General features: G+C 49.7%; 22 protein-coding genes and 1 tRNA gene. 13 read left to right on the top strand and 10 right to left on the bottom strand.

The window, feature by feature from the left end; translation table 11 throughout:
- Positions 1-110 precede the first annotated feature (110 nt).
- Positions 111-185, bottom strand: a tRNA-Val gene (locus JIN82_RS15540).
- Between the two features lie 485 nt (positions 186-670).
- On the opposite strand from JIN82_RS15540, the gene JIN82_RS15535 reads away from it, so the two are divergent.
- Both JIN82_RS15535 and JIN82_RS15530 read left to right on the top strand, forming a co-directional pair.
- Entirely contained in the window at positions 671-1,558 is an 888-nt protein-coding gene (locus JIN82_RS15535) for a transglutaminase family protein (RefSeq protein ID WP_200312590.1), read from the top strand.
- 229 nt (positions 1,559-1,787) lie between these two features.
- Positions 1,788-2,687, top strand: a complete 900-nt coding sequence (locus JIN82_RS15530) for an alpha/beta fold hydrolase (protein WP_200312589.1) — start codon at positions 1,788-1,790, stop codon at positions 2,685-2,687.
- Between the two features lie 143 nt (positions 2,688-2,830).
- On the opposite strand, the gene JIN82_RS15525 is transcribed toward JIN82_RS15530, so the two are convergent.
- From JIN82_RS15525 to JIN82_RS15515, 3 genes are all read right to left on the bottom strand, one after another.
- Positions 2,831-3,913 carry a phosphate acyltransferase gene (locus JIN82_RS15525; RefSeq protein WP_200312588.1) on the bottom strand — a complete coding sequence of 361 codons (1,083 nt, stop codon included), beginning with the start codon at positions 3,911-3,913 and terminating at the stop codon, positions 2,831-2,833.
- Between the two features lie 165 nt (positions 3,914-4,078).
- Positions 4,079-5,431, bottom strand: a complete 1,353-nt coding sequence (gene argH, locus JIN82_RS15520; protein WP_200312587.1) for an argininosuccinate lyase — start codon at positions 5,429-5,431, stop codon at positions 4,079-4,081.
- A 73-nt stretch (positions 5,432-5,504) separates the two neighbouring features.
- On the bottom strand, positions 5,505-5,993 hold the full coding sequence (locus tag JIN82_RS15515) for a Fur family transcriptional regulator (RefSeq protein ID WP_200312586.1): 489 nt from the start codon (positions 5,991-5,993) through the stop codon (positions 5,505-5,507).
- A gap of 65 nt (positions 5,994-6,058) precedes the next feature.
- On the opposite strand from JIN82_RS15515, the gene JIN82_RS15510 reads away from it, so the two are divergent.
- The 10 genes from JIN82_RS15510 to JIN82_RS15470 all read left to right on the top strand — a co-directional run bounded on the left by JIN82_RS15510 (position 6,059) and on the right by JIN82_RS15470 (position 15,581).
- The gene (locus JIN82_RS15510) at positions 6,059-6,226 is read left to right on the top strand and encodes a hypothetical protein (protein ID WP_200312585.1); all 168 of its coding nucleotides are present in this window, start codon (positions 6,059-6,061) and stop codon (positions 6,224-6,226) included.
- A gap of 31 nt (positions 6,227-6,257) precedes the next feature.
- Positions 6,258-6,644, top strand: a complete 387-nt coding sequence (locus JIN82_RS15505) for a hypothetical protein (protein WP_200312584.1) — start codon at positions 6,258-6,260, stop codon at positions 6,642-6,644.
- Positions 6,645-6,807: 163 nt separating this feature from the next.
- On the top strand, positions 6,808-7,323 hold the full coding sequence (locus JIN82_RS15500) for an STAS domain-containing protein (RefSeq protein ID WP_200312583.1): 516 nt from the start codon (positions 6,808-6,810) through the stop codon (positions 7,321-7,323).
- Positions 7,324-7,405: 82 nt separating this feature from the next.
- Positions 7,406-8,878, top strand: coding sequence for a PP2C family protein-serine/threonine phosphatase (locus JIN82_RS15495; protein WP_200312582.1), 1,473 nt, complete (start codon positions 7,406-7,408; stop codon positions 8,876-8,878).
- Between the two features lie 792 nt (positions 8,879-9,670).
- Complete coding sequence (locus JIN82_RS15490; protein WP_200312581.1) at positions 9,671-9,835, top strand: hypothetical protein; 165 nt, start codon at positions 9,671-9,673, stop codon at positions 9,833-9,835.
- Positions 9,836-10,187: 352 nt separating this feature from the next.
- A complete protein-coding gene (gene dnaK, locus JIN82_RS15485; protein WP_200312580.1) occupies positions 10,188-12,119 on the top strand; it encodes a molecular chaperone DnaK in 1,932 nt (643 codons plus the stop codon).
- Between the two features lie 79 nt (positions 12,120-12,198).
- The gene (locus tag JIN82_RS15480) at positions 12,199-12,489 is read left to right on the top strand and encodes a co-chaperone GroES (protein WP_200312579.1); all 291 of its coding nucleotides are present in this window, start codon (positions 12,199-12,201) and stop codon (positions 12,487-12,489) included.
- Positions 12,490-12,527: 38 nt separating this feature from the next.
- Entirely contained in the window at positions 12,528-14,174 is a 1,647-nt protein-coding gene (gene groL / locus JIN82_RS15475; RefSeq protein ID WP_200312578.1) for a chaperonin GroEL, read from the top strand.
- A 294-nt stretch (positions 14,175-14,468) separates the two neighbouring features.
- Positions 14,469-14,681 (top strand): hypothetical protein, encoded by a 213-nt coding sequence (locus JIN82_RS17390; protein ID WP_234042097.1) that lies wholly within the window; start codon positions 14,469-14,471, stop codon positions 14,679-14,681.
- A gap of 495 nt (positions 14,682-15,176) precedes the next feature.
- The gene (locus JIN82_RS15470) at positions 15,177-15,581 is read left to right on the top strand and encodes a hypothetical protein (protein ID WP_200312577.1); all 405 of its coding nucleotides are present in this window, start codon (positions 15,177-15,179) and stop codon (positions 15,579-15,581) included.
- A gap of 261 nt (positions 15,582-15,842) precedes the next feature.
- On the opposite strand, the gene JIN82_RS15465 is transcribed toward JIN82_RS15470, so the two are convergent.
- The 3 genes from JIN82_RS15465 to JIN82_RS15455 form a co-directional block, all read right to left on the bottom strand.
- The gene (locus JIN82_RS15465) at positions 15,843-16,823 is read right to left on the bottom strand and encodes a KpsF/GutQ family sugar-phosphate isomerase (protein WP_200312576.1); all 981 of its coding nucleotides are present in this window, start codon (positions 16,821-16,823) and stop codon (positions 15,843-15,845) included.
- 90 nt (positions 16,824-16,913) lie between these two features.
- Entirely contained in the window at positions 16,914-18,167 is a 1,254-nt protein-coding gene (locus JIN82_RS15460; RefSeq protein WP_325099527.1) for a BaiN/RdsA family NAD(P)/FAD-dependent oxidoreductase, read from the bottom strand.
- Between the two features lie 24 nt (positions 18,168-18,191).
- Positions 18,192-18,590 (bottom strand): hypothetical protein, encoded by a 399-nt coding sequence (locus JIN82_RS15455; protein ID WP_200312575.1) that lies wholly within the window; start codon positions 18,588-18,590, stop codon positions 18,192-18,194.
- A gap of 316 nt (positions 18,591-18,906) precedes the next feature.
- Between JIN82_RS15455 and JIN82_RS15450 the strand changes: the two genes are divergently transcribed.
- Positions 18,907-19,182 carry a hypothetical protein gene (locus JIN82_RS15450; RefSeq protein ID WP_200312574.1) on the top strand — a complete coding sequence of 92 codons (276 nt, stop codon included), beginning with the start codon at positions 18,907-18,909 and terminating at the stop codon, positions 19,180-19,182.
- A 60-nt stretch (positions 19,183-19,242) separates the two neighbouring features.
- On the opposite strand, the gene nrdD is transcribed toward JIN82_RS15450, so the two are convergent.
- The 3 genes from nrdD to JIN82_RS15435 all read right to left on the bottom strand — a co-directional run bounded on the left by nrdD (position 19,243) and on the right by JIN82_RS15435 (position 23,269).
- The gene (nrdD, locus tag JIN82_RS15445) at positions 19,243-21,024 is read right to left on the bottom strand and encodes an anaerobic ribonucleoside-triphosphate reductase (RefSeq protein ID WP_200312573.1); all 1,782 of its coding nucleotides are present in this window, start codon (positions 21,022-21,024) and stop codon (positions 19,243-19,245) included.
- 20 nt (positions 21,025-21,044) lie between these two features.
- Positions 21,045-21,518, bottom strand: a complete 474-nt coding sequence (gene nrdG / locus JIN82_RS15440) for an anaerobic ribonucleoside-triphosphate reductase activating protein (protein ID WP_234042096.1) — start codon at positions 21,516-21,518, stop codon at positions 21,045-21,047.
- Positions 21,519-21,817: 299 nt separating this feature from the next.
- Positions 21,818-23,269, bottom strand: coding sequence for a Gfo/Idh/MocA family protein (locus JIN82_RS15435; protein ID WP_200312571.1), 1,452 nt, complete (start codon positions 23,267-23,269; stop codon positions 21,818-21,820).
- Positions 23,270-23,414: the final 145 nt, after the last annotated feature.

Raw genomic sequence — 23,414 nt, 5'->3', positions numbered from 1 at the left:
CATTTTTTGCAGCGTTGCGCACCTTAGGCCTCTGGCCGTGCTTTTGCTAGCTTCTCAATAAGGCGCAAAAAAAGGACTTAGCATTTGCTGCTAAGTCCTTTATTTTCAAATGGTGCTCGGTACAAGATTTGAACTTGTGACATCTACCATGTCAAGGTAGCGCTCTACCGCTGAGCTAACCGAGCTTTCATTTGCTGTTGGCCTCTTGCGAGGGCGGCGAAAGCTAGTCTGGATGGGCGCTTTGATGCAAGTATTTTTTTGTATGAAGTGGGATTTTTATTTCTAGCTAGCTGGTGGGTGTGGTGGAGGGAGTGGTTTTTCTGAGTAAGTGTGAATGAGTTAGCCAGAAAATGTGGTGTGAATGGGTGATGGGATATTTTCCAGCTGGCTGGCTGGCGCGGTGGCTAGCAGTTTTTGCTATGGGGTGAGCGAATGTGTTGCGGTGTTGGGTGAGTGGAGATTGCCATTGCTGTGTGTAGCTTGGCGGGTGGATGATGGTGTAAACTTTTGCATTTTGCTGATCTCTAAGCCGCTAAGGAAAAATGATCGAACTGCTGTTTGGTCTCTTATGGCTGTATTGATAGGGAATTGGAGCGTTAGTAGTGGATGAAATTTCGTATAAGACAGAATTCTAGTTTGGCAAATGGCGGATGGCTTCTAGAATAACGATATGACCTCTATAAAGGATTTACCGCATTTGCTGCATTTGCTGGATGACGCCGACCCACAGGTGCGTCCAGCTGTGGAGTCTGCGTTTAAAGATTATGATGGTGACATCAGCGATGACGTGGCGGCGCTGGGCATTAGGATGTCTGATGAGGTGAAGAATTATTTATCTGGTCTGCTGGTGCATGGTCGCCGCCGCCGCTTGCGCGACGAGTGGCAGGTGCCTACTGGTGGAGGCCGTGAGCTGTGTGACGACTGGGAGCGATTTGAAGATTTGCTAGGTGTGCTGGCTGATTTTTTCCACGATGGTGTGGATCTGCGCCCGTCACTGCCAGACGAGCTTGATTTGCTAGCTGACGAGCTGCGCGAGGTGAATGCGAACCCAACGGCGGATGAAATGCGCAAGTGGTTATTTGCCAAAAAGCGCTATAAGGGGGCAGCTAAGCAGGTGGATGCGGTGCATCATTACGATCTGTGCGGCGTGATAGAGAGTGGCGAGGGAAATCCTACGAGTCTGGCGTGTTTGTTCATGCTGTTAGCGCGACGTTTCCAGCTGAATGTGGAGGGGTGTAACTACCCAGGGCACTTTCTGGCGCGCATGGATGTGGACGGCAAGGCGTTCTTGGTAGATTGTTTTCATAGTGGGCGGAAATTTGAGGTGGCTGAGCTATTGCGCAAGCACCCAGAGATTTCCCCTTATGCCAAAGATGCGGCTTCTCATGCCTGTCCGTTAGGTGAAATTCTGCTGCGTGTGGTGCACGAGCTGGAGCATAGTTACGCGGCAAAAAATCTGGATGAAGATGCGGCATTGTTCCGCGAGCTACGCCGCAGCCTAGATGGTGTAGGCGAGGATGCGCACGCTGGTGATGCCAAGGGCGAGAAGGGTGAGTAGCTGAAATCGGTTGATGCTAGCTGAGAGGATCTGGGTGGATGAAGCTGCAGAGCTGGATCAGCTGGGGAACTGGCTAGCTATTTCTAGCTAGGCATTTCTGTGGGAAATGGTGAGATCTTGGCTGGATGAATGTGTCTCGGCTGAGTTTGGCTAGAGAACTGAGAAAAATGTATGCTTATGTGGGGATTCAGGCTTTGCCTAATGGCTGGATCGCGCCTAGTTTGTCGGTATGATTTCGAGTTCAAAACGCGTCTCCGTGGAAGGCCATTTGCTGCATCAGCTTACTTTGATGCCAGTGGGTGAGGTGCGTTTTGCGGTGATGTTTTATCACGGTCAGGGCGACCATGCGGACCGCTATCAGGAAGTGCTGCATCCATTCACCGAGCGTGGTGGCATGTGTGTGGTGATGGATTTGCCGGGACACGGCTGGAGCCCAGGAAGACGTGGGCACATTAGCGATGAAGATTTGCTAGATAGGATTATCGCCAGCTGCATGGAGGGCCTGGAAGAGTTGCCGCTGGTAGTGGCGGGTCATTCTATGGGCGGGTTGTTAGCGCTCAGGCATCTTGAGCAATCTCTAGCAGGCAAGCTGAGGCGGCCGCAGATGATGTGGCTGAGCTCGCCGCTGCTAGATCCTATACAAGATAGACCAAAGTGGTTTGTCAGAGGGGTGCGGTGGTTAGCCAGCCTAGTCCCTGAGCTGACGATAGATACCCACGTGGAAGAGGAAATGTGCCGCATGGTGGTGCCGGTTTCCTCACAGGCTGACCGCAGCCGCGAGGAGGTGGATCAGCGATCTGGAGCAAAACATAGCCAGCTGGGACATTCGAGAATTTCTATCGGCTGGGCTGTGTTGTTAGTGGAGTTTGCCGCTAAGGTGCAAGCCTGTGTGGCAGAGGTGCCCAAGTCGCTGCCTATCTTGCTAACACAGGGAAGTGCCGACGAAGTTTGCCCAGCTGAAAAAGCTCAAGCATTCATTAAAAGCCTAGACTCTGAGCGCGCTGAGTATTTTGAGCTGGATGGGTTGTTGCACGAGCCATTTGCCGACGAGCGGTCGCATTTGGTATTTGCCGCTCTGGATGAATGGTTAGACCGCACGCTACCAGTTGTTATTGATCCAGCTAGTTGATCCAGCTAGTTGATCCAGCTAGTTGATCCAGCTAGATTGCCAGCTGGTGAGTTGTTAGTTCAGTGGGGCTGATTTTCCAGGCACAAAAAAACGAGCAAAGGCCAGATACCTTTACTCGTTATTTTTGTTGTTATGGAAATGAATTAACCTTTCAGGCTTTCGATGTAGATGTCGTTGAAGCGGATCGCCTGCACACCTGCAATGGCAGCTGAGCCTAGCAATGTTTCTTCAGTGGCGGTACGCGGAACCTGCACAACAGGTTTTTCTAGACCGAGAACAAACTGGCCGTAGTTCTGTGCTCCGGCAACGTGCTGCAGTAGCTTGAGCGCCATGTGGCCGGCGTCTAAGTTAGGGAAGACGAGCACGTCTGAGGGGTTGTTGATGTCGCTATCTTCGAGTTTTACCTCAGCAGCGGCTGGGTCCAGAGCAACGTCAGCTTGGATTTCACCACGGATTTTGATATCGAGTCTAGCATCTGTGACCATTTGGGTAGCGAGCTCGGTGGCGGCGGCTACTTTCTTGGCTGATGGTGTTTGTGAGATGCCTTTAGTCGAGTGGCTCAGTAGTGAGACGCGAGGCATGCGGCCGAGGAAATGGTGAGCAAACTGACCTGTGACGGTAGCGATGGTTGCTAGGTCTTTGATGTTAGGCTCAGGGATCACACCGCAGTCGGCGAGGAAAAGAATGTTGTCGCGGCCGAAGTTAGTGAGGTGTTGGGCAACGAGGATGTTAGCACCAAAGACTTTTTCCACCTTAGCGTCAGGTTTGATCATGCTGAAAGCAGCACGGAAAACGGACGCTGGGATGGAGTTATTACCAGCCACCATAGCATCGGCGTGACCGTATTGAATCATCAAAGCGGCAAAGTTGTGCGGGCGGGTAACGACGTCTTCAGGATTGAGGATGTTGCGGCCACGGTAGCGCTCAGATTTCTTCAGACGCTTGATGAACAATGGCAGCTCGCTAGATAGATCTGGCTGCAGCACATTAACAAAAAGCAGGCTAGCATCTAGATCGGCAGCCATTTGGCGAATGCGGTCACGGTTGCCTAGCAAAATAGGAATACCGATTTCCATCTCTACCATACGGGAGGCGACACGAATGACTCGTTCGTCTTCACCATCAGCAAATACTATTCGCTTTGGGTGCCTTTTAAGGGTCTCGTATAATTTTCCAGTGAGAATGTTTGGAGTGGAAAAGATAGGTGTTTGAGATGATTCTGACATATTATGAAACCGCAACGCGTATTAATAAGATACACTACGACCATGCACCCTGTTACTACAATCTAAAAGTTGCAACAGAATGGGAGCACGGTGCATTTATGGATGATTCAAATTGCTAGCTGACTGTTTTTCAATGAGCTGTGCTGGGGGTTTTACAGGCGTCTATTAGATTTTCTCACGTAAACGTTGGATCTCCTTACGTACGTTTTCTGGCGATGGAGCGCCTGGGTTAGTACGTGCTTTCAGCGCTGTTGCTAGACTGAAAACGTCTTTGGCATCCGGTTTGTATTCGCTAGAAACTTTACTGAGATCTAGCTGGTCGAGAGGAATGCCTGACTTGGCTGACTCTGCAACGGCGAGACCTACCAGCTCGTGAGCTTGGCGGAATGGTACGCCATTTTTCACCAAGTAATCGGCGAGGTCAGTAGCAAGTAGAAGTGGGTCTGAGGCAGCTGCTAGGCAGGTGTCGACGTTGATTTCCATGTCTGCAATCATCTCGGTATTCACACGCAAGGTGAGGTCGATGGTGTCGATGGAATCAAACAGTGGCTCTTTATCTTCCTGTAGGTCGCGGTTGTACGTTAGAGGTAGACCTTTAATAGCTGTGAGAATAGCTGTGAGGTTGCCGTAGAGGCGTCCAGTTTTGCCGCGAGTGATCTCACAAACGTCTGGGTTTTTCTTCTGCGGCATCAATGATGAGCCAGTGGTGTGGGCGTCGCTGAGAGTGGCAAAACCAAACTCGCTAGAACACCAGAGGATGAGGTCTTCACTGAGGCGGGAAAGGTGAGCACCGCAGAGTGAGAAGATAAATAACATCTCGGCGATGTAGTCGCGATCAGAGATGGCATCCATGCTGTTATGGGTGACATCTGAAAATTCTAACTCAGCGGCGATGGCGTGGCGGTCCAAGTTGATAGTGGAGCCAGCTAGAGCACCTGAGCCGAGTGGGCAAACGTTGAGGCGCTTGCGACATCCGTGAAGGCGTGACTTGTCGCGCTGGAACATTTCCACGTAAGCTAACAAATGGTGACCAATGGTAACTGGCTGGCCGCGCTGTAGGTGAGTGTATCCGGGTACGACGGCTTCGGCGTACTGCTCAGCTTTATTTAATAAGACAGTCTGAAGCTGAGTGATGAGTTCGATGATATTGCCAACTTGCTCGCGGCAGTAGAGGCGAGTATCGGTAGCTACCTGATCGTTACGAGATCTAGCAGTATGCAGTTTTCCTCCAGCTGCGCCAATGCGTTTGGTCAGCTCGGATTCGATATTCATGTGGATATCTTCGAGGGCGATAGAGAACTCGAAGTTTCCTGCGTCGATATCAGCTTCGATTTCACGAAGGCCCTTTTCGATATCGTCGAATTCTTGTTGGGTTAGTAGCCCAGCGGTGAGCTGAGCTCTAGCATGGGCGATGGAGCCCGCGATGTCGTGTTTATAGAGACGCCAGTCGTAGGAGATAGATTCCCCAAATTGTTGTACGAGGTCGGCGGTTGCTTTTTGAAAACGTCCTTTCCACATGCGCGCGAGTGTCGAGTGGAGTGGGCTGGGTTACAAGTGTTTTCGCATGCTGGGGGGAAATTGCTAGCTGTGGCTAGTGGATGCGTTTTGCCGCGAGGCGTTTTTTCAGCAGGTTCGGGCACGAGCCATTATTTCTGAGTTTGTCGCAGCAGGCTTCAATGCGCAGTGATTGTTTTTGTGGTCGGTAGCCGAGGCGGCGGGTGATGCAGTCAGTTAGGAGCTCGATGTGGCTATCTTCAAACTCAACCACTTCACCGCAGTCGATGCAGATAAGGTGGTTGTGGCTAGGGCTATCGAGGAAGTTAGGGTCGTATGTTTTTTGATCCCCACCGAGATCAATCTCGTGCAGCAAGCCAGCTTCTACCAGCAGGCTGATAGTACGATAGACAGTTGCCCGCGATGCTTTTAGAGATGTTTTACGAATGCGCTCCCAGAGCTCATCAGCGGTGAAATGTTCATCTTCACTGAAGATGGCATCGACGACAGCATTGCGCTGAGGTGTATTTCTTAGACCTTTGCTGCGGATAAATTCTGAAAGGCGTTCTTCGATGCGGCTATCCATATACGGTGATGCTAGTGAGCTTGTGGTGAAAATCCAATGTTAAATATTTGTTGAGCACAACTTGCATGAGTCGGCCGCTTGATTTGATAGACAGCTGGCCGATTGGCGGATTTCTCCAGCTGGTTGAAAATGTATTTTTAGCATTGGCAGAACTTGAGGATATGAAATGCTGCGTGCATGAACGTATCGTCCAAGGTGTTGCTAGTAATTTCCCTAGCTGTATCGGCATGTAGCACAAATGAGAAGAGTGAGGCAAATCCTATTGTGGTGAAGCATCTTCACCTGAAAACGACTAATGTAGTTAGCCGTGATCAAATGATGCTGCGCGGTGAGCAGAATAGCAAATTGTACGGTGCGGTAACTAAAGAGGAACGTCGCGACCGGCTCGGTGAGTATTTTGCCGTCAACTGGGAAGATGAGCAGGTTGCCATGGGCGAGGTGAAAATTGTCTTCACCTACTTGCAGTCATCCACGGCTTCCAAACAACATGTTATGAGCGAGACATTTCCTGCTAGCACAACTAGCGGCAAAGCCGAGTTTGATATCATTGGTGAGGCTCATCGCGAGGGCGGACGGATACTGGCGTGGAAAGCTGAGTTATTTCGAGGCGGGAAAAAATTGTCGATGGAGCATTCGTATTTGTGGCAGTAGTTGCTTAGGTGCAAGGGATCCAGCGAGTGATCTAGCTGAAAATTTGTCATGAATGTGTGAATATATTCATTTTACACTTCTGTAGCATTGACCAGAAGCAAAGTTCGGCATAGTTTCATATCACTAGCCACAGGTGTGGTGAGTGTACGCAGACGGTGAAATAATGAGCTCTATCTTAACTAGCCAAGAAGACGGATTCGATTGGATTCGTTGTGAGGGAAAGTGTTCTTTTCAGAATAGCCCAATTCTGAAGGAACTAGCTGCTAGCCGCATAGACGCTGGAGTGAGAACTCTAGTCGTGGATTTGCAGGCATGCACAGGCATGGATTCCACATTCATGGGAACCTTAGCAGGCTTGGCATTGCGCCTAGCTAAACTGCCGGAAGGTGTGCTGCAAATTGCAGAACCTGGAACGGCTAACCGCAAGTCACTCGAAGATCTCGGGCTTGGTGTTATTATAGACATCGAACCCGCTGAGAGTCTCTGGGGTGGTAGCACTGCAGAGGTAAGAGAGCGCTTGCGTGAGTATCAATCAGGAAGTGGACAAGACGCTAACCGTCCATCTCATGTGTTGGAGGCTCACCGCAGACTTAGTGATCTGAACGAAGAGAATTCAGTGAAGTTTAAGACCGTACTAGACGTGCTAGAAGGGGAGGCTTCTTCCCAAGATCGATTCTAATGCTTTCCCAGCTAAGATTCATTTTTCCTGATGGAGTGACTCGCTTGAATCTCTATTAAAAAGTTAAGTCATCAATATCTACGTGAGCAATCATCTATATTTATTTTTCGCAGCTGGATTTGGCTTGCTCGCGATTACTTTAATCATCCTTGAGAAAACGCGCCGCAACCTGCAGCGCACGCGTAGTGAGCGAGACAAGATTGAGGGAGAGGAAAAGCGCATGCTTAACTTTCTCCACCACCTAGGGGTAGCGATTGAGGAAATCGAAACCACTGGCCAGCTGTATCGCAAGATTGTTGATGGCGTAGCAGAAGTGCTAGAAGCTGATGGCGGCGCGATGTATCTACTCGATATTGATAGAGATGTGCTGGTGCCTAAATATATCAGCAAGGATTGTCCTCCGCTGGTAGGTTTGCCCGTTGAAGTCCTCAAACGCGCGGAGAAAAATGATAGGGTGATTGCTAGTCACGTTCGCTTGGCGAAACAGAGTAGTTCAGGCGGAGTGTTAGGCGCTTGCTTGGCTGCTGATGAATGCATTCTGGTAGAAGATATTAAAAACCACCCGTCGTTTCGCGATGCCTTTGTAAAATACGAGGGGAACGTGAGTGCATTGCTCGCGCCGCTGAAACATAGTGGCCGTGACCTTGGTGTGTTAGCTGTGGCAAAACCACACTCAAAAGGGGCATTTACTTATAATGATAGAATGGTTTTCAGTTTTGTTACTGAGCAATCATCATTTGCCATGGGTAATGCGATGATGCATGCCGAAGCCTCACAGAAGAGAAAAATCGAGGCTGAGCTACGCACGGCACAGGAAGTGCAGCGAGTTCTGCTGCCACAAAGCCAGCCACAAGTTCCCGGCTATCGTATTTCTGGAATCAATCTACCAGCTCAGCTGATTAGTGGTGATTACTTTGATTTTTTTCCAGTAGCGCCAGGTTACCACGGAGTGGTGATTGCTGATGTTACAGGCAAAGGGGTGCCAGCTGGATTGTTGATGGCTATGTGCCGTTCTGTTCTGCGCTCGAAGGCTGGTGGGCGATACAGCCCAACTGAAGTTCTCTCGGCTGCTAACAGACTGTTGTTTCCTGATATCAGGGAAGACATGTTCATTAGTCTAGCCTACCTTGTGCTAGAATTTAACTCAGGACGCGTTAGTTTGTCGCGAGCTGGCCACGATGCGCCGCTGCATTATAAAGCTCTTACAGAAGAGGTGGTAGAAGTGAAGCCACCGGGTCTTGCGTTAGGAATTGACGAGGGAGATGTATTTGACCGCGTCACCTCGGATTTAGAGATTCAGCTAGAGTCAGCCGACTGTCTGTTATTATATACCGATGGTGTTTGTGAGGCAGAAGATGAAAATGGTGAGCAATTTGGTGAAGAGCGCATGAAGCAGGCATTTATGCGTGCGGCACCGCTAGGCGCTGAAGAAGTTGTTAGCACTATCCGCCGCGAGGTAGAAAGTTTTGCTGGTGATAAACCGCAGCTAGACGACATCACACTAGTGGCTATTGAAAAGCGTCCTAGTAGCTCAAGTGTTACTGAGGAGCACTAAGCTGGCTGGTAGATAGGCCATTTTTGAAGCCAGCCTGAGCTAGAATCTTGCTGGCTTTGTAGCTAATAATGCGCCAATTCTCAGCTAGATAGATTTTGTTAATCTGTTGTAGATTAGTGATTTGGGTTTTATTGTTAATTTCTAATGACTAGAGTTAGGGGAATTAATGGTTCGTAGATGTTAAATTCTTAGATATTCCAGCTTGCACTAATTAAAAGGCAAATTAGAATTAACCTTAACTCCAGCAGTAATCCCTATTGCTGAAGTTAGAACTCCAATATCAATTATTATATGAAACTCGTTAAAATGATCGCTCTCGCAGCCGCAGCTTGCGGCGTAATGGTAAGTGCTTCTTGCTGCAGCAAGTCAGCTCCAGAACCAGCTCCTTACGTAGCACCTGCTAAGTAATTATTATCGGGCAGGCTTACATCACTCTAGCTAGTTATAGTTAGAAGGTGTAAGTCTGCCTTTTTTTTGTTTCTAACGCAGATTGCTAGAAATTATTTTTCTAGTGAAACGCATAATCTAAACAATATAATTTATCTGATGAAATTTGTAAAAGTAGCTTCAATTTTGGCCGCAGCAGCAGGCATCGCACTTAGTGCCACATCATGCTCTAAGCCAGATCCAGCGCCAGCTCCTCAGCCGGACGTAATCATTCAGAAGTAAGTCTCTGATTATATATTATCCTTTTAGTTAAGGCTTAATAGCGAACCGAGTAATCGGTTCGCTTTTTTTATCTTGTCAGGTGATGTTATTTTAGCGATTAACAGTGCGTTCAAATTAATATTGATGATGAAAACAGTTAAAATTCTATCTCTGATGGCTGCCGTTGCCGGTAGCATGGTATTGAGCTCATGCGGATGTTGTACTGGTGAGGAACGCCCACCTAAACTTCGTAAGCTTTCTCAGTTTAATGATGTTCCTGCTCCTGCTTACGTGGAGCCTAGCAAGTAATCATCAATTGATTCACAATTTTTCCAATAGCCTCGGAGCTCAGCGCTCCGGGGCTATTTTTTTTCCAGCTATGATTTTGGCCGTGCTGGCATGCTGGGCCAGCTTGGCCAGTTGGTGTGGACAAAGTGTCACTGTGGGACATGTTGTCACCTTGAGTGAGCTTTGAATCGCGACATTTTGTCACTTTATGATGGTTGTTTTGTTCGGGTGATTATTCTTTTTCCTTGGTTTTAAAGGGGTTGAGGTCTACTGGGGTATTCTTGGCATGATACCTGCATAAAGGATTGGCATGAATGAATGCGACCACGTTGGTTTGCATGCAATTAATCTAAAATAAGAAAGGTAAATTATTATGTCTAAGATCCTCGGAATTGATTTAGGAACAACAAACTCATGCATGGCTGTCATGGAAGGTGGCGAAGCTACCGTGCTTGAGAACTCAGAAGGCGCACGTACTACTCCATCAGTAGTAGCATTCACCAAGTCTGGTGAGCGTCTGGTCGGCCAAGCAGCCAAGCGCCAAGCGGTGACCAACCCAAAAAACACCATTTTCTCAGCGAAGCGCCTGATTGGCCGCAAGTTTGCTGAGCTTTCAGCTGACGACAAGCAACTGCCATACGAAGTGGTAGAAGCTGACAACGGCGACGCGCACATCAAAGTGGAAGTTGGCGGTGAAGAGAAAACATACTCACCACAGGAAATTTCAGCGATGATCCTGGCTAAGCTCAAGTCTGATGCAGAAGCTAAGATCGGCAGCACCATCACTGAAGCCGTGATCACTGTGCCAGCTTACTTCAACGATTCACAGCGTAACGCTACTAAGGCAGCTGGTGAGATCGCTGGACTTAAAGTGCGCCGCATCATCAACGAGCCAACAGCAGCTGCGCTTGCTTACGGTCTCGACAAGAAGTCTGACGAAAAAATCGCCGTGTATGACCTTGGTGGTGGTACATTCGATATCTCCGTTCTGGAAATCGGTGACGGTGTATTTGAAGTACTCGCTACTGACGGTGACACCCAGCTGGGTGGTGACGACTGGGACAAGGCGCTCATCAACTACGTTGTAGCGGAATTCAAGTCAGCTGAAGGCATCGACCTCAGCGGCCAGCCAGACGCACTGCAGCGTATTAAAGAAGAAGCTGAGAAAGCGAAGATCGCGCTGAGTTCTTCACAGAACTACGACCTCAACCTGCCGTTCATCACAGCAGACGCTACAGGTCCTAAGCACATCCAGCTGAGCATTTCTCGTGCTAAGCTCGAGCAGATCACTGATTCACTCTTCGCCCGTACTAAGAAGCCAGTTCTCGACTGTCTCTCAGAAGCTGGTGTTAGCGCTAGCGAAATCGACGAGCTCGTTCTTGTTGGTGGCATGACTCGTATGCCTAAAGTTCAGGAAACAGCTCACGAGCTGGCTGGACAAGAGCCGCACAAAGGTGTGAACCCAGACGAAGTAGTAGCTATCGGTGCTTCTATCCAAGGTGGTGTTCTTCAGGGTGATGTTAACGACGTGCTCCTGCTCGACGTGACTCCTCTCACACTTTCTATCGAAACTATGGGCAGCGTTGCGACTCCAATGATTGAGCGTAATACAACCATCCCAGCGAAGAAGTCTCAAACATTCTCCACAGCTGCTGACAACCAGCCTGCTGTAGACATCCGCATCTGTCAGGGTGAGCGTAAGATGTTTGGTGATAACAAACTGCTTGGTAACTTCCAGCTCTCAGGCATCGAGCCAGCTCGCCGCGGTGAGCCACAGATCGAAGTAACATTCGACATCGACGCCAACGGTATTCTCCACGTTTCCGCTAAGGACAAGAATTCTGGCAAAGAGCAGAAGATCTCTATCGAAGGGTCTAGCGGTCTCTCAGACGACGAGATCGAAAAAGCCAAGCGCGACGCTGAAGAGCACGCCGAGGAAGATAAGAAGCGTGCTGAAGCCGTGGAAACTAAAAACGGTGCTGAGAACCTAGCTAACCAAGTTGAAAAACAACTCGAAGAACTTGGCGACCAGCTGCCAGCTGAAATCAAATCTGGCATCGAAGCCAAAGTAGCTGCTGTGAAAACTGCTCTCGAAGGCGACGACATCGACGCGATCAAAGCCGCTTCTGACGAACTGCAAAACTCCATGCAAGAGCTCGCTCAAGCAGCTCAGCAAGCACAAGCAGCCGCTGGTGCAGGAGCCGCTCCAGGCGCAGCACCAGAAGCTGAAGCACCAGAATCTAGCGAGCCACGTGCAGCTAAAGGCAAGGTAGTCGACGCTGAGGTCGTAGAAGACGACAAGTAATTAGAAATCTATTCAAGCCCTCTATCATGAATTTGGTAGAGGGCTTATTCAAAACGTAAAATACAAGGAACATAACAATATGGCTAATATCAAACCACTCGGACAGCGCGTTCTCGTTCAGCGCATCGCAGCAGAAGCAATCAGCGCAGGCGGCATCGTTCTTCCAGATACAGCTCAGGAAAAACCACAGGAAGCCAAAGTCGTAGCACTTGGCACAGGCGGCAAAGATGAAAATGGCAACGACTTTGCATTTTCAGTAGCCGTGAACGATCTGGTTCTCATTTCTAAGTACGGTGGTACTGAAGTGAAAATCGACGGTGAAGATTACCTCCTCCTTAACGAGTCCGACATCCTCGGCATCGTTGGCTAATTTTAAAAAGACACTAACTAAATTTACTAACAATCATTATGGCTAAACAACTTCAATTTGACGAAAAGGCACGCCAGTCACTTCTCCGCGGTGTAGAGAAGCTAGCTGCAGCAGTGAAAGCAACTCTCGGGCCATCAGGCCGCAACGTGATCCTCGACAAAAAGTTTGGATCTCCAACAATCACTAAAGATGGTGTTTCTGTTGCTAAAGAAATCGAGCTCGAAGATCCATACGAAAACATGGGTGCTCAGCTGATTCGTGAAGTATCTAGCAAAACATCTGACGTTGCCGGTGACGGCACCACAACAGCGACTGTACTCGCGGAAGCTATCTACAAAGAAGGCCTGCGCAACGTAACAGCTGGCGCAAACCCAATCTCACTGCAGCGCGGTATCCTCAAAGCTTCTGAAGCATTGGTAGCTGAGCTGAAGAAGATTTCTAAAGAAGTATCTGACACTTCAGAAATCGCACAGGTAGCTACAGTTTCAGCTAACTGGGACAAAGAAATCGGTGGCATCATCGCTGAAGCCATGGACAAAGTGGGCAAAGACGGCACCATCACTGTTGAAGAAGCTAAAGGCATCGAAACCACTCTCGACGTGGTAGAAGGCATGCAGTTCGACAAAGGTTACCTCTCACCTTACTTCGTCACAGACGCAGAGAGCATGGAGTGTAACTTCGACGGCTCACTTATCCTCATTCACGAGAAGAAGATCAGCAGCCTTAAGGACCTGCTTCCAGTTCTCGAGAAAGTTGCCAAAACTGGCAAAGCGCTCACCATCATTGCTGAAGACGTAGACGGCGAAGCACTCGCTGCTCTCGTAGTGAACAAACTCCGCGGCACACTCAACGTAGCTGCTGTTAAAGCTCCTGGTTTCGGTGATCGCCGCAAAGCCATGCTCGAAGACATCGCCGTTCTCACAGGTGGCCAAGTCATCACAGAAGACCTCGGCATCAAACTCGAGAGCGTTGAAGTTGACCAACTCGGCTCAGCTAAGCGTATTTCTATCAGCAAGGACGCAACTGTTATTGTTGAAGGTGAAGGCTCAAGCGAAGACATCAGCGGCCGCGTAAACCTCATCCGTCGCCAGATCGAAGAAACTTCATCTGACTACGACCGTGAGAAGCTCCAAGAGCGTCTTGCTAAGCTTGCAGGTGGTGTTGCTGTTATCAATGTTGGTGCAGCTACTGAAACTGAAATGAAAGAGAAGAAGGCACGTGTTGAAGACGCCCTTCATGCTACTCGCGCTGCTGTTGAAGAAGGCATCGTTCCTGGTGGTGGTGCTGCTCTCATCCGCGCTCAAGCTAACCTCGGTTCTATCGAACTCGAAGGTGACGAAGCAACTGGTGCTGGCATCGTAGCAGCTGCTATCGAAGCTCCACTCCGTCAGCTGGCTGCTAACGCCGGCCTCGAAGGTGCTCTCATCGTTGAGCAAGTGAAAAACGGTACAGGTACTGAAGGTTACAACATCGCTACTGGCGTATTCACTGACCTCGTGCAAGACGGTGTGGTTGACCCAACTAAGGTTACTCGCAGCGCACTCCAGCACGCAGCCTCTATCTCCGGTCTCCTTCTCACTACAGAGTGTCTCATCACAGACATCCCTGAGCCAGAATCAGACGCCGGCGGCCACGGTCACGACCACGGCATGGGCGGAATGGGTGGCATGGGCGGCATGATGTAATCATCTGCTCCTAGCTAACTTATTCTAATTAGTTTTTAAAATCAAAGCCGCTCGGAATCCCCGAGCGGCTTTTTCATGTCTAGCTAGCTACGCGTTTTACCGCCAGCTACGCAGCTTTTGCTGTCAGCTAGGTAGTTCAGCCGAAGGCTTTGGAGTGCGGCGATCCTTCGCCGCTTTTGCCTCAACGCTCCGATTTCTCCTAACCATCCCAATATTTCTAGCCGCCCACATCTAGCTAGAACCCAGAGAATACCTCCAACTTGCTGAATACGCAGCCAGCCAGCTACGCTCCTTTTGCCGCCAGCTACGCTCCTTTTGCCGCCAGCTAGGCAGCTCTGCCGAAGGCTTTGGAGCGCGGCGATCCTTCGCCGCTTTAGCCTCAACGCTCCGATTTCTCCTAACCATCCCATTATTTCTATCCGCCCACATCTAGCTAGAACCCAGAGAATTGCTCCAGCTAGCTACGCTGCTTTTGCCGCCAGCTACGATCCTTTTGCCGCCAGCTAGGCAGCTCTGCCGAAGGCTTTCGGAGTGCGGCGATCCTTCGCCGCTTTTACCGCAACGCTCCGATTTCTCCTAACCATCCCATTATTTCTATCCGCCCACATCTAGCTAGAACCCAGAGAATTGCTCCAGCTAGCTACGCTGCTTTTGCCGCCAGCTAGGCAGCTCTGCCGAAGGCTTTGGAGTGCGGCGATCCTTCGCCGATTTCACCGTTCAAGCTAGCTACACCCTAAGTATTCAGCTACTTCTCAAGCTACTTTCCCTAATAAGTATTCAGCTAACGAGTGCCACAATCACTCATGTTAAGGTCAAAAAAGATCGAGCTAGATTTAACTAAGCTGCTTGTGCTAAAATCACTGTATGGGGGCAGAAATAAAATGGCCTCATGCTCCGCCTCATTATCGAGGCGTTAGTGGTGCCTATATGGTTACAGCTGGGACTTACCAAAAGGAGCACTACTTTGCTAGCCGCAAGAGGTTGCGGTTTTTATGCAATCTGATGCTAGATCTAATGGAGCAATATGGCTGGCGGCCACAGGCCTGGGCAGCTCTATCAAACCATTATCACTTTGTTGGGCTATCACCAAAAGATGGCACGCAACGGCTGGCTGAGATGTTGAGCCAAATCCACCGCGAATCAGCGATTTTTGTCAACAAGCTAGACGGTGTGGCTGGTAGAAAAGTTTGGCATAACTACTGGGATTCACAGATAACTTATACCGCGTCATATTTTGCTAGATTGAAGTATGTTCACGAAAACCCAGTTCATCACGGGCTAGTCAGTCATGCTGAGCAATATGATTGGTGTTCAGCTCGCTGGTTCAGTAAAAACTCCAGCTCCGCAATGGTGAAAACTGTGAGTAGTTATAAAACTGATAGGATCAGTATTGCTGATGATTTTTAGCTGCTGATGGCTTGGGGTGAGTGCGGGATTTTTAGGTAAAAGCGGCGAAGGATCGCCGCAGTCCAAAGGCTTCGCCTGAGCTGCTAAGCGGAGAGGTTTTTTCTCTTCCAGCTGGGTGGGGTAGAGATGACCGGCTAGAGCAGATCGGCTGTTTGAGGGAATTCGCAGCATTGAGGTAAAAGCGGCGAAGGATCGCCGCAGTCCAAAGGCTGCGCCTGAGCTGCTAAGCGGAGAGTATTTTTTTCTACCTGCAGGCGGGAATTACACGAGTTTGAGTCTAGCGAAATCCTGGGTGTCGACGAGGCCGACGGGTAGGCCGTCTGCGTCGACGACGATAATATCATCGATGCGGTGGTGGCCGATAGCCTTGACGGCTTCGGCTGCTAGTGAGTCAGCTGGTACGGTGATAGGTGATTCCGTCATGTGCTGGCTCACGGTGCTCTGGCCGATGTTATCATTCTCGCGTGAGCAGCGGGCGAAGTCACCATGAGTGAAGATGCCAGCTAGGCTGCCGTCTTCTTTGGTTACTACGCAGGCGCCAGTGCGCGTACGAGTCATGGCATCTAGCGCGTCGTAGACAGAGCTCTGCGGGCTAACAGTAGCTAGCTGGTCGCCACTGCGCATGATGTCGCGCACGGTGGTGAGCAGAGCGCGGCCAAGTGAGCCACCTGGATGGAATTTAGAAAAGTCGTCTTCGGTGAACCCGCGGGCATCTAGCAGCGCCATGGCGAGGGCATCGCCCATCACTAACATCGCAGTTGAGCTAGAGGTCGGCGCAAGGTTGAGCGGGCAGGCTTCGCGAGTGACTTCTGAGTAGAGAGTGGCCTCAGCGTGCTGGCTGAGGGTAGAGCCGCGCTTGCCGGTCATGGCGATGAGGCCAACGTCGAAGCGCTTGATGAATGGCAGCAGGTCTAGCAGCTCAGCAGTTTCGCCAGAATAGGACAGGGCAATAACGGTATCGCCATCGGAAACGAGGCCGAGGTCACCGTGCAGTGCATTTTGTGAGTTGAGCACCACGGCGGTGGAGCCGGTGGAGTTGAGCGTGGCGGCTATTTTATGGCCAATGTTGCCAGATTTGCCGATACCAATGACCACGATTTTGCCGCGTGTATTCAGGGTCTCAAGGCAGATGTCGACGGCTTGGTTGAATTGCTCGTCGAGTGACTGGTAGACATTTTGCAACTCCTCAATTTCCATAGCGAAAACCGAGCGAGCGCGCTCGAGATGATTGTGCGGCTTCATGTTGATATTTTTAATCCAGCCTCGCTGACTATGCAAAGATTATTAGCCGCGTATATCGCCGCAAAGATCGAGCACATCCTTTTGCTGGCACTAGCTCGCGTCCGCAATGGCGATGCCAGCGAGGTAGCCAGTGGTCCATGCATTTTGGAAATTAAACCCGCCGGTGAGTCCGTCGATATTGAGGATTTCCCCTGCAAAATAAAGGCCTGGGCAGAGTTTGCTCTGCATGGTTTTGAGGTTTACCTCGGGCAGTTTTACCCCGCCGCAGGTGACAAATTCATCTTTGTTGATGCTCTTGCCCTGAGCTTGAAATTGGCTGTGATTGATCGTTTGCGCAAGTGCCTGAGCTTGTTGCTTGGGTAGCTGCGACCAAATCATTTCACCTGAAATTCCGCTGACTTCCACCATGCGTTCCCACAGTCGTTTGGGGATTTCTGAAAATGGTGAGCGTTTGCAAATGGTGCGTTTGCCCCATTCGTTGCGCAGCTCGCTAAAGCGTGCCAGTGTATCAATGCCAGCTAGCCAGTTTACTTCTAACTTAAACTGATAGCCACAGTCGTGCAGCACGCGCGCTCCCCATGCGGAGAACTTCAGTGCAGCTGGTCCACTTAGTCCCCAATGGGTAATCAGCAAGGGGCCTTCGGTTTTTAATCCTTTGACCTTAGGCGAGCTAATGATTGCCTTGGGTACACTTAAGCCTGGCAGCTCAGCGAGCAGTGGTGACTTGATATTGAAGGTGAATAGTGACGGAACTGGCGGTTCTAACTTGTGACCAAATTCTGCCGCTAACTTTGCGCCAGCTGCGAGGCGTGTGCCGCCAGTCGCTAGCAAAATATTTGTAGCTGTTAGTCTTTCGCCGTCGGCCACAGCTAGCTGGAAAACTTCAGCCATTTCGCCAGCTGGAATCTTTTTGATAGACTCTACACCACAGCGTGTGCGCAGCATCACGCCAGCATCGCGAGCAGCGGTTTGCAGGCAGTCGATGATGGTTTGTGAACTATCAGTAACGGGAAATATGCGCCCGTCAGCCTCAGTTTTCAGCTCTACACCACGGCTTTCAAACCACTCTATCGTATCAGCCGCGCCCCAGCGATGGAGCGGGCCAATGAGTGATTTTTCGCCTCGTGGATAGAATTTCACCAAGGCTTTAGGATCGAGACAATTGTGAGTCACGTTGCAGCGGCCACCACCAGAGACTTTTACTTTGCCCAGAACCTGGGGCGATTTCTCTAGAATAAGAACCCGCTGGCAGCCTGCTTCAGCCGCGGAGATCGCGGAAAAGTAGCCAGCTGCACCACCGCCAATGACGATGAGGTCCCAGTGGTTTTCGTCTGTGTGAGTCACAATGAGTTTCGATTTGTTAGTTGCTTACTCGCCGTCTTCGTCGAGTTCAAACTCAGCCCATTCGCAGGCTTCGTTGAGCGCAGGAATCGCTTCTTCGATGAGTTTGTCGAAGTCGAGCTTAGAGTCCTTGTAGTTGAAGGCTAGCAGTGCGCCGCCGTGCATGATGTCAGGTTTGTCTGAGTCCGCTTGTGATTCTGGAAGATAGAACCAGTCGAGGATGCCTTCCTGGAACTCTTCGTGCCACTGCACGATCAGCTCGATAGCTACAGCTGGGTCTTCAGAGCCAAGCTCACGCTGCAGCGCGATGTCGTCTTCATCACAGTCGATACCAGCAATGTTCTCTAGCTCAGTGGCGTCTTGGTTCTCACCAAGTGTCTCTTCGATCTTTGCGTAAACCGCGTCTTTAATAGAAATGATTCTCATAACTCCGCGAGCGTCTACGAGCTTTCGACCAATAGCAAGCGATTTGCAGTGATTGTTTTGCCTCCCACAAGCGCTTGTAAATATGCCAGCTCGAGCTAGCTAGAAATGGAACCATGCCAGCTAGCTGGATTCTTTAACTAGTTAGGTATAGCGCTGGTCTGCTTCTTTATTTGTGAGCCAAATGTCTTGGCTTAGTTAGATTGAGAGATTAGTTTTGTGATTAGAAATGATGATAGAAAAATCAAATCTTACGCTAATTATGGAGCTTCTGAGTTTCATGGGGTGGATTGGCTGGTTAGCTATAGTGCTGAGCTCAATGATAGCTGTACTAGTTCTTGTTAAGCGTCGCCGCAAAATGATTTTCTGTGGTGTGATGGGCCAGTTTGCCATTGGGTCGTTAGGGCTGGCTGCCTGTTGCATTTATGGCTACTTTGATTATTGGAAGTTTATGTTATCAGGGATTTCGTCTCCCTACAATTGGGCTGGCCTATTATTCCCTCTAGCGGGGGTGATGCTCGCTTGTTTCATTGGTTTTGCCAGCTGCTCGATTGCTATGATGCTGCCTTCAGCTGCGGCGTCGTTGGATGAATGATAAAAAAATGCCAGCTGGAATTCCCAGCTGGCATGGTAAATGGATGATCGCAGTTAGTTTCTAGCTGGAAACTGGCTGGCGAGTATAATGGCGCACGGCGGCCTCTTTTTGTCGTGGACTACTGAAGTGATCGATGCGTTTCAGGTAGCCGATGATACGGGTAGCGTAGGCGATGTTAGTTGACCCGCAGCTAGAGCATTTGACGCAGGTTTTTTTGTCGATGTAGCCACAGTCGTCGCAGATCGTGCACTTGACGTTGATGCACCAATAGTTAGTGCCCAGTCTGGCAGCCGCGTCGATCAGCTTGACTAATGATTCTTTGCTCGGTTGTTCGTGCAAATTGAGGTGAAGTGCGCTGCCGCCATCGAGGTAATCGACTACCTGCTTGCCGTGTAAAATCATCTTATCGAGCATGCTCAGCTGCTCGTCTTCTACGCGGTAGAAGTAGCTGTTATAACAATCGCGTTGCACTTGGTAGCCATCTTCACGGTCCCACTGTGCATTGCGAACGCCAAGTGACTCAGCTGGAATTAGCTCGGTATTAAATTTACAGCCATACTTCTTACTAGCAGCTCGGTTGAGATCGTAAATCGTTCCCAGCTGTTTTTGCAGGTAGCTGATGTAGCTGGCGTCATTTTCTGCAGCTATGCCAAGGAATTCAGCTGATTCTATCAATCCGTTAATGCCGATCGTTAGGAACTGCTTTTCCATGGTGATGAATCCAGCATCATAGACTGGCAGCATGTTCTGAGATTTCATATCGCCAAGCAGGCTGTGATAGGCCACTTGATAGCGGTGAATTTTATCAATCTCAGTAGCCAGATCGCGACCGTCTTGCACAAGGCGGTTCATGTTCAGCGTGATCACATTGAGCGAGCCAGTGCTGACGCCGCCAGCACCTAGGCTGTAGGAAAAGCTGGTATCTGAGATCTCGTTGCGCAGGCGACAGCATGATGAAAGACTGTCGGCACTGCTAGATTGATAGATGAAGAAGCTATTGCCCTCGCTCATTTCCTTGGCCAGTAGCGCGGAGAATTCTCTATCCTTAGCTTGATTTCCCTCGTTGAGCAGAGCTGCGGTAACGACTGGGAAGGTGAGTACTGAGCGGGTGCGCTCGTGGTTGAACCAGCTGAGGAAATGCGATTGTAGCTTAGCTAGACGATCGTAGTTAGGTTTGTCGCCGTTAGGGAAAACGAAGTCACCAAAGATAGCTTCGAAGTAGTGCTCGTCGTAGACGGAAATATTCCAAAACACACTCTGATAGCCACGGCTGGCAGCTGGCTGGTTGATTGAGTAAACGACGTGTTGCAGGTGGCTGTTGATCAGTTCACGCTGAGTCTCGAGGTATTCGTCGCCAAACTCGCGCTGGGCGAAATGGTCAAAATACATCAAAAACTCAACCGTGGCGAGAGCGCCCGCAAACTGGCTAGAAACCGCAAAGATGAGGTTAATGAAACTTCCGCAGAAGCTATCTAGATGTTTTGGTGCCTTGGATTCACCACCAATTTTTGTCAGCCCATCTAGCAAGAATGGATAGAGAGTGATAGATGCGCAGTAAGGTTTGATGCTGGTTTCGTCGTGAGCATAGATCTCGTGAGTATCCAGCTGGCGTAGGTATTCGTCAGCCAGCTCGGAGTCAAACATTTCGCCGATGCGGTCGTACATCATGCGGCGGTTGATCTGGCGGAAGTAATCTTTGAAGAGCTCGTTTTCCAGCGTCGCGATGTTCTTTTGAGTGACGTTGGCGTTAGGGTCTTGCTGTGAGCCGTCAGCGGCATTGTCTGCGCTGATGTAGTTGCGGATAAAGTTTTGCTTCTGGGAGATCTGTGCGTCGGTAAGCATATTGATAGAGTTAGGTATAATTAGAAAGTAAGTTCGACTGAGGAGTCTTTTTTAACAAAGTGATGATTCAGGCATTCCCCGCTGCGTAGGTCGTAGAGTCGTTGGTTAGTGATCGCAGAATCCAGCCCGCCAAGCTCTCGTTTCCACGGTCCCAATTTTACAAAATCCAGCTGTGAGGTGATGCTCTCGGGCAGTGATTCGAGCCCGCTAAAAAGCGCTGTTAGCATGCCCCTTTCGCGTACGATAGCCAACAGGTCTAGCAAGGTGTCAGCTTCCCATTCGCCGCCATAAAATAAGACACAACTCAGCAAACCTTCGTATTTATCTAGAAGTTGAATCAATGAGCTTTTATTCAGTTTTTGGCCAAAATTGCCATCCCATGTGAATGCTGAGTGGCAGCCAGGGCATTTGAGCGGGCAGCCAGAAATCGACAGAGCGAGGGTGATTTCGCCTGGAATTTCCTGCATAACAATTTGTGGGTAGCTGAAGTTCATATCTTGCAATGGGGCATGTTGTTCGCTACCTAACCGGCCGCGAGGTGAGATGAATTTAAATGCTGTTTTGGAGTTTTGGTCAACGGGAAAATATCTACATGAAGTAGTATGATAAAACGTTGACATCAATATGTTGTGGTTTGTTAATTTTTACAAAATTGCTGAGCTGCGCCAGAATGACTGATAATTCAACATCGGCGGGCGCAGCGTGATTTCGCAGGGGGCTAGCGGTAGTGGGCAAAAAAAAATCCATCCAGCGGCAGCTGGATGGATCTGTAATGAATGATGAAGCGATTAATTTATGAAACGATGCCGAGAGGTTTTGTTTCTTTCCAGCGTCCGCGTGTGAAGTCTGGGAAATCCTGAGGCATGCCGTCTTCTTTCACTGACTTGATAGATAGTGGGGCGACAGCAGACCAGTAACAGCCTTCGTAAACGTTCTGATCTAACGGCTCACCGTTAAGCAGACATTCGACGACGCGGAAGTTCATGATCGCGTCCATGCCACCGTGACCGCCCATTTCTTTGGCGTGGTGCAGCGTACGCTTATACAGCGGGTGATCGTAGACTTCGTAGAAGGCATTGATGTCGGTGCACCAGCTGTGGAAGTTAGTGCGGTTGCGCTTTTTCGGCAACATGTTGAATATTTTCTCAGCTAGTCCTTCGCCTTCACCGTAGTCTAGGGCGATGCGGCTAGGGTATCCAGCTGCAGTGCCGCGAGTTCCTTGAATGAGATTGTGGCGGCTGTACGGGCGTGGGCTGGATTCATCCCACTGCACCATGACGGTTCTTCCCAGCTCAGTTTTGATGATAGAGGTATTGATATCGCCACTAGGGGTGAAGTCTATCTGGTTGAGCTTGCTTTCAGCTGGGAATCGTTCCTTGACGTAAAGTTCGTGGTTCAGGCCAGGTGATGAATAGGATACGAGCCTGCGGAAGTTATCTTCGCCGCGAGCCAAGTTCATGTACTGGGCTACTGGTCCCAGCCCATGTGTTGGATAGAGGTTACCGCTCTTGCTTGCCCACTCTGGAGTGCGCCAGAAACCAGTGCCGCGTCCTCTATCAATGGATGCCATCTGGTGACGGAGATCGTGAATGTAAGCTGCCTCACCGTGGAGAAGTTGGCCAAGCACGCCCTGACGGCACAAATTGAGGTACATGAGTTCCTCGCGACCGTAGTTGCAGTTTTCTAGCATCATGCAGTGACGCTGAGTTTTCTCAGAGGTGTCGATGATGCGCCAAGCTTCTTCAATCGTGGTGCAGAGAGGGACTTCAACACAAGCATGGGCACCAGCATTCATCGCGTCGATGGCCATTGGTGCGTGCCATTGCCATGGAGTAATGATGTAAACGAGATCTGGTTTGGTCTCAGCTAACATCTTTTTGTAAGCATGCTTATCACCGTGATAAACCTTGATGTTGCTATGTCTGCTGTCGTCCTTAGCTGACTTTTTGATGAGTTCTAATCTTTTCTCTACCAGATCCGGATAGATGTCACAAACACCAACGATTTCTGTGCCCTGATAGCTAGCTAGTGTGCGGCAATGTAGGCTGGCGCGAGCACCACAGCCGATGATGGCTACTTTAATGGTAGATAGCTTAGGGGCTGCGAAGTCACCCATATAGATGCTCCCAGCTGCTGGCGCTGGCGCTTCTGCTGCTTTGTTTTGTGCGTTGAGTATGTTGGCTGAGCCAACAGCTGCTCCCAGCCCGCTCAGTAGTTTGATGAATTGTCTTCGTGATGAACTCATTTTATAAATTGATTGTCTGATTTAATTACCCATCCATAGGGATAAAAATTTCATGCCAACGTGCGGTTTAACGATAGTGATTGAGAGTTGTTATTTTTGCTTATCTTCGCTGTTGAATGATTAAACGAAAAAAGCCGTTCACTCA

The sequence above is a fragment of the Persicirhabdus sediminis genome (assembly GCF_016595495.1).
Classification (GTDB): domain Bacteria; phylum Verrucomicrobiota; class Verrucomicrobiia; order Verrucomicrobiales; family Akkermansiaceae; genus Persicirhabdus; species Persicirhabdus sediminis.
The sequence above is the reverse complement of the archived record's forward strand: the minus strand, read 5'-3'. Positions and strand labels throughout refer to the sequence as shown.

Excerpts from the sequence above, each read along its gene's own strand:
- JIN82_RS15535 (WP_200312590.1), top strand. The coding sequence starts at position 671 with ATGACCTCTATAAAGGATTTACCGCATTTGCTGCATTTGCTGGATGAC.
- JIN82_RS15530 (WP_200312589.1), top strand. The coding sequence starts at position 1,788 with ATGATTTCGAGTTCAAAACGCGTCTCCGTGGAAGGCCATTTGCTGCAT.
- JIN82_RS15525 (WP_200312588.1), bottom strand. The coding sequence starts at position 3,913 with ATGTCAGAATCATCTCAAACACCTATCTTTTCCACTCCAAACATTCTC.
- argH (WP_200312587.1), bottom strand. The coding sequence starts at position 5,431 with ATGTGGAAAGGACGTTTTCAAAAAGCAACCGCCGACCTCGTACAACAA.
- JIN82_RS15515 (WP_200312586.1), bottom strand. The coding sequence starts at position 5,993 with ATGGATAGCCGCATCGAAGAACGCCTTTCAGAATTTATCCGCAGCAAA.
- JIN82_RS15510 (WP_200312585.1), top strand. The coding sequence starts at position 6,059 with ATGAGTCGGCCGCTTGATTTGATAGACAGCTGGCCGATTGGCGGATTT.
- JIN82_RS15500 (WP_200312583.1), top strand. The coding sequence starts at position 6,808 with ATGAGCTCTATCTTAACTAGCCAAGAAGACGGATTCGATTGGATTCGT.
- JIN82_RS15490 (WP_200312581.1), top strand. The coding sequence starts at position 9,671 with ATGATGAAAACAGTTAAAATTCTATCTCTGATGGCTGCCGTTGCCGGT.
- dnaK (WP_200312580.1), top strand. The coding sequence starts at position 10,188 with ATGTCTAAGATCCTCGGAATTGATTTAGGAACAACAAACTCATGCATG.
- JIN82_RS15480 (WP_200312579.1), top strand. The coding sequence starts at position 12,199 with ATGGCTAATATCAAACCACTCGGACAGCGCGTTCTCGTTCAGCGCATC.
- groL (WP_200312578.1), top strand. The coding sequence starts at position 12,528 with ATGGCTAAACAACTTCAATTTGACGAAAAGGCACGCCAGTCACTTCTC.
- JIN82_RS15470 (WP_200312577.1), top strand. The coding sequence starts at position 15,177 with ATGCTAGATCTAATGGAGCAATATGGCTGGCGGCCACAGGCCTGGGCA.
- JIN82_RS15465 (WP_200312576.1), bottom strand. The coding sequence starts at position 16,823 with ATGAAGCCGCACAATCATCTCGAGCGCGCTCGCTCGGTTTTCGCTATG.
- JIN82_RS15455 (WP_200312575.1), bottom strand. The coding sequence starts at position 18,590 with ATGAGAATCATTTCTATTAAAGACGCGGTTTACGCAAAGATCGAAGAG.
- JIN82_RS15450 (WP_200312574.1), top strand. The coding sequence starts at position 18,907 with ATGATAGCTGTACTAGTTCTTGTTAAGCGTCGCCGCAAAATGATTTTC.
- nrdD (WP_200312573.1), bottom strand. The coding sequence starts at position 21,024 with ATGCTTACCGACGCACAGATCTCCCAGAAGCAAAACTTTATCCGCAAC.
- nrdG (WP_234042096.1), bottom strand. The coding sequence starts at position 21,518 with ATGAACTTCAGCTACCCACAAATTGTTATGCAGGAAATTCCAGGCGAA.
- JIN82_RS15435 (WP_200312571.1), bottom strand. The coding sequence starts at position 23,269 with ATGAGTTCATCACGAAGACAATTCATCAAACTACTGAGCGGGCTGGGA.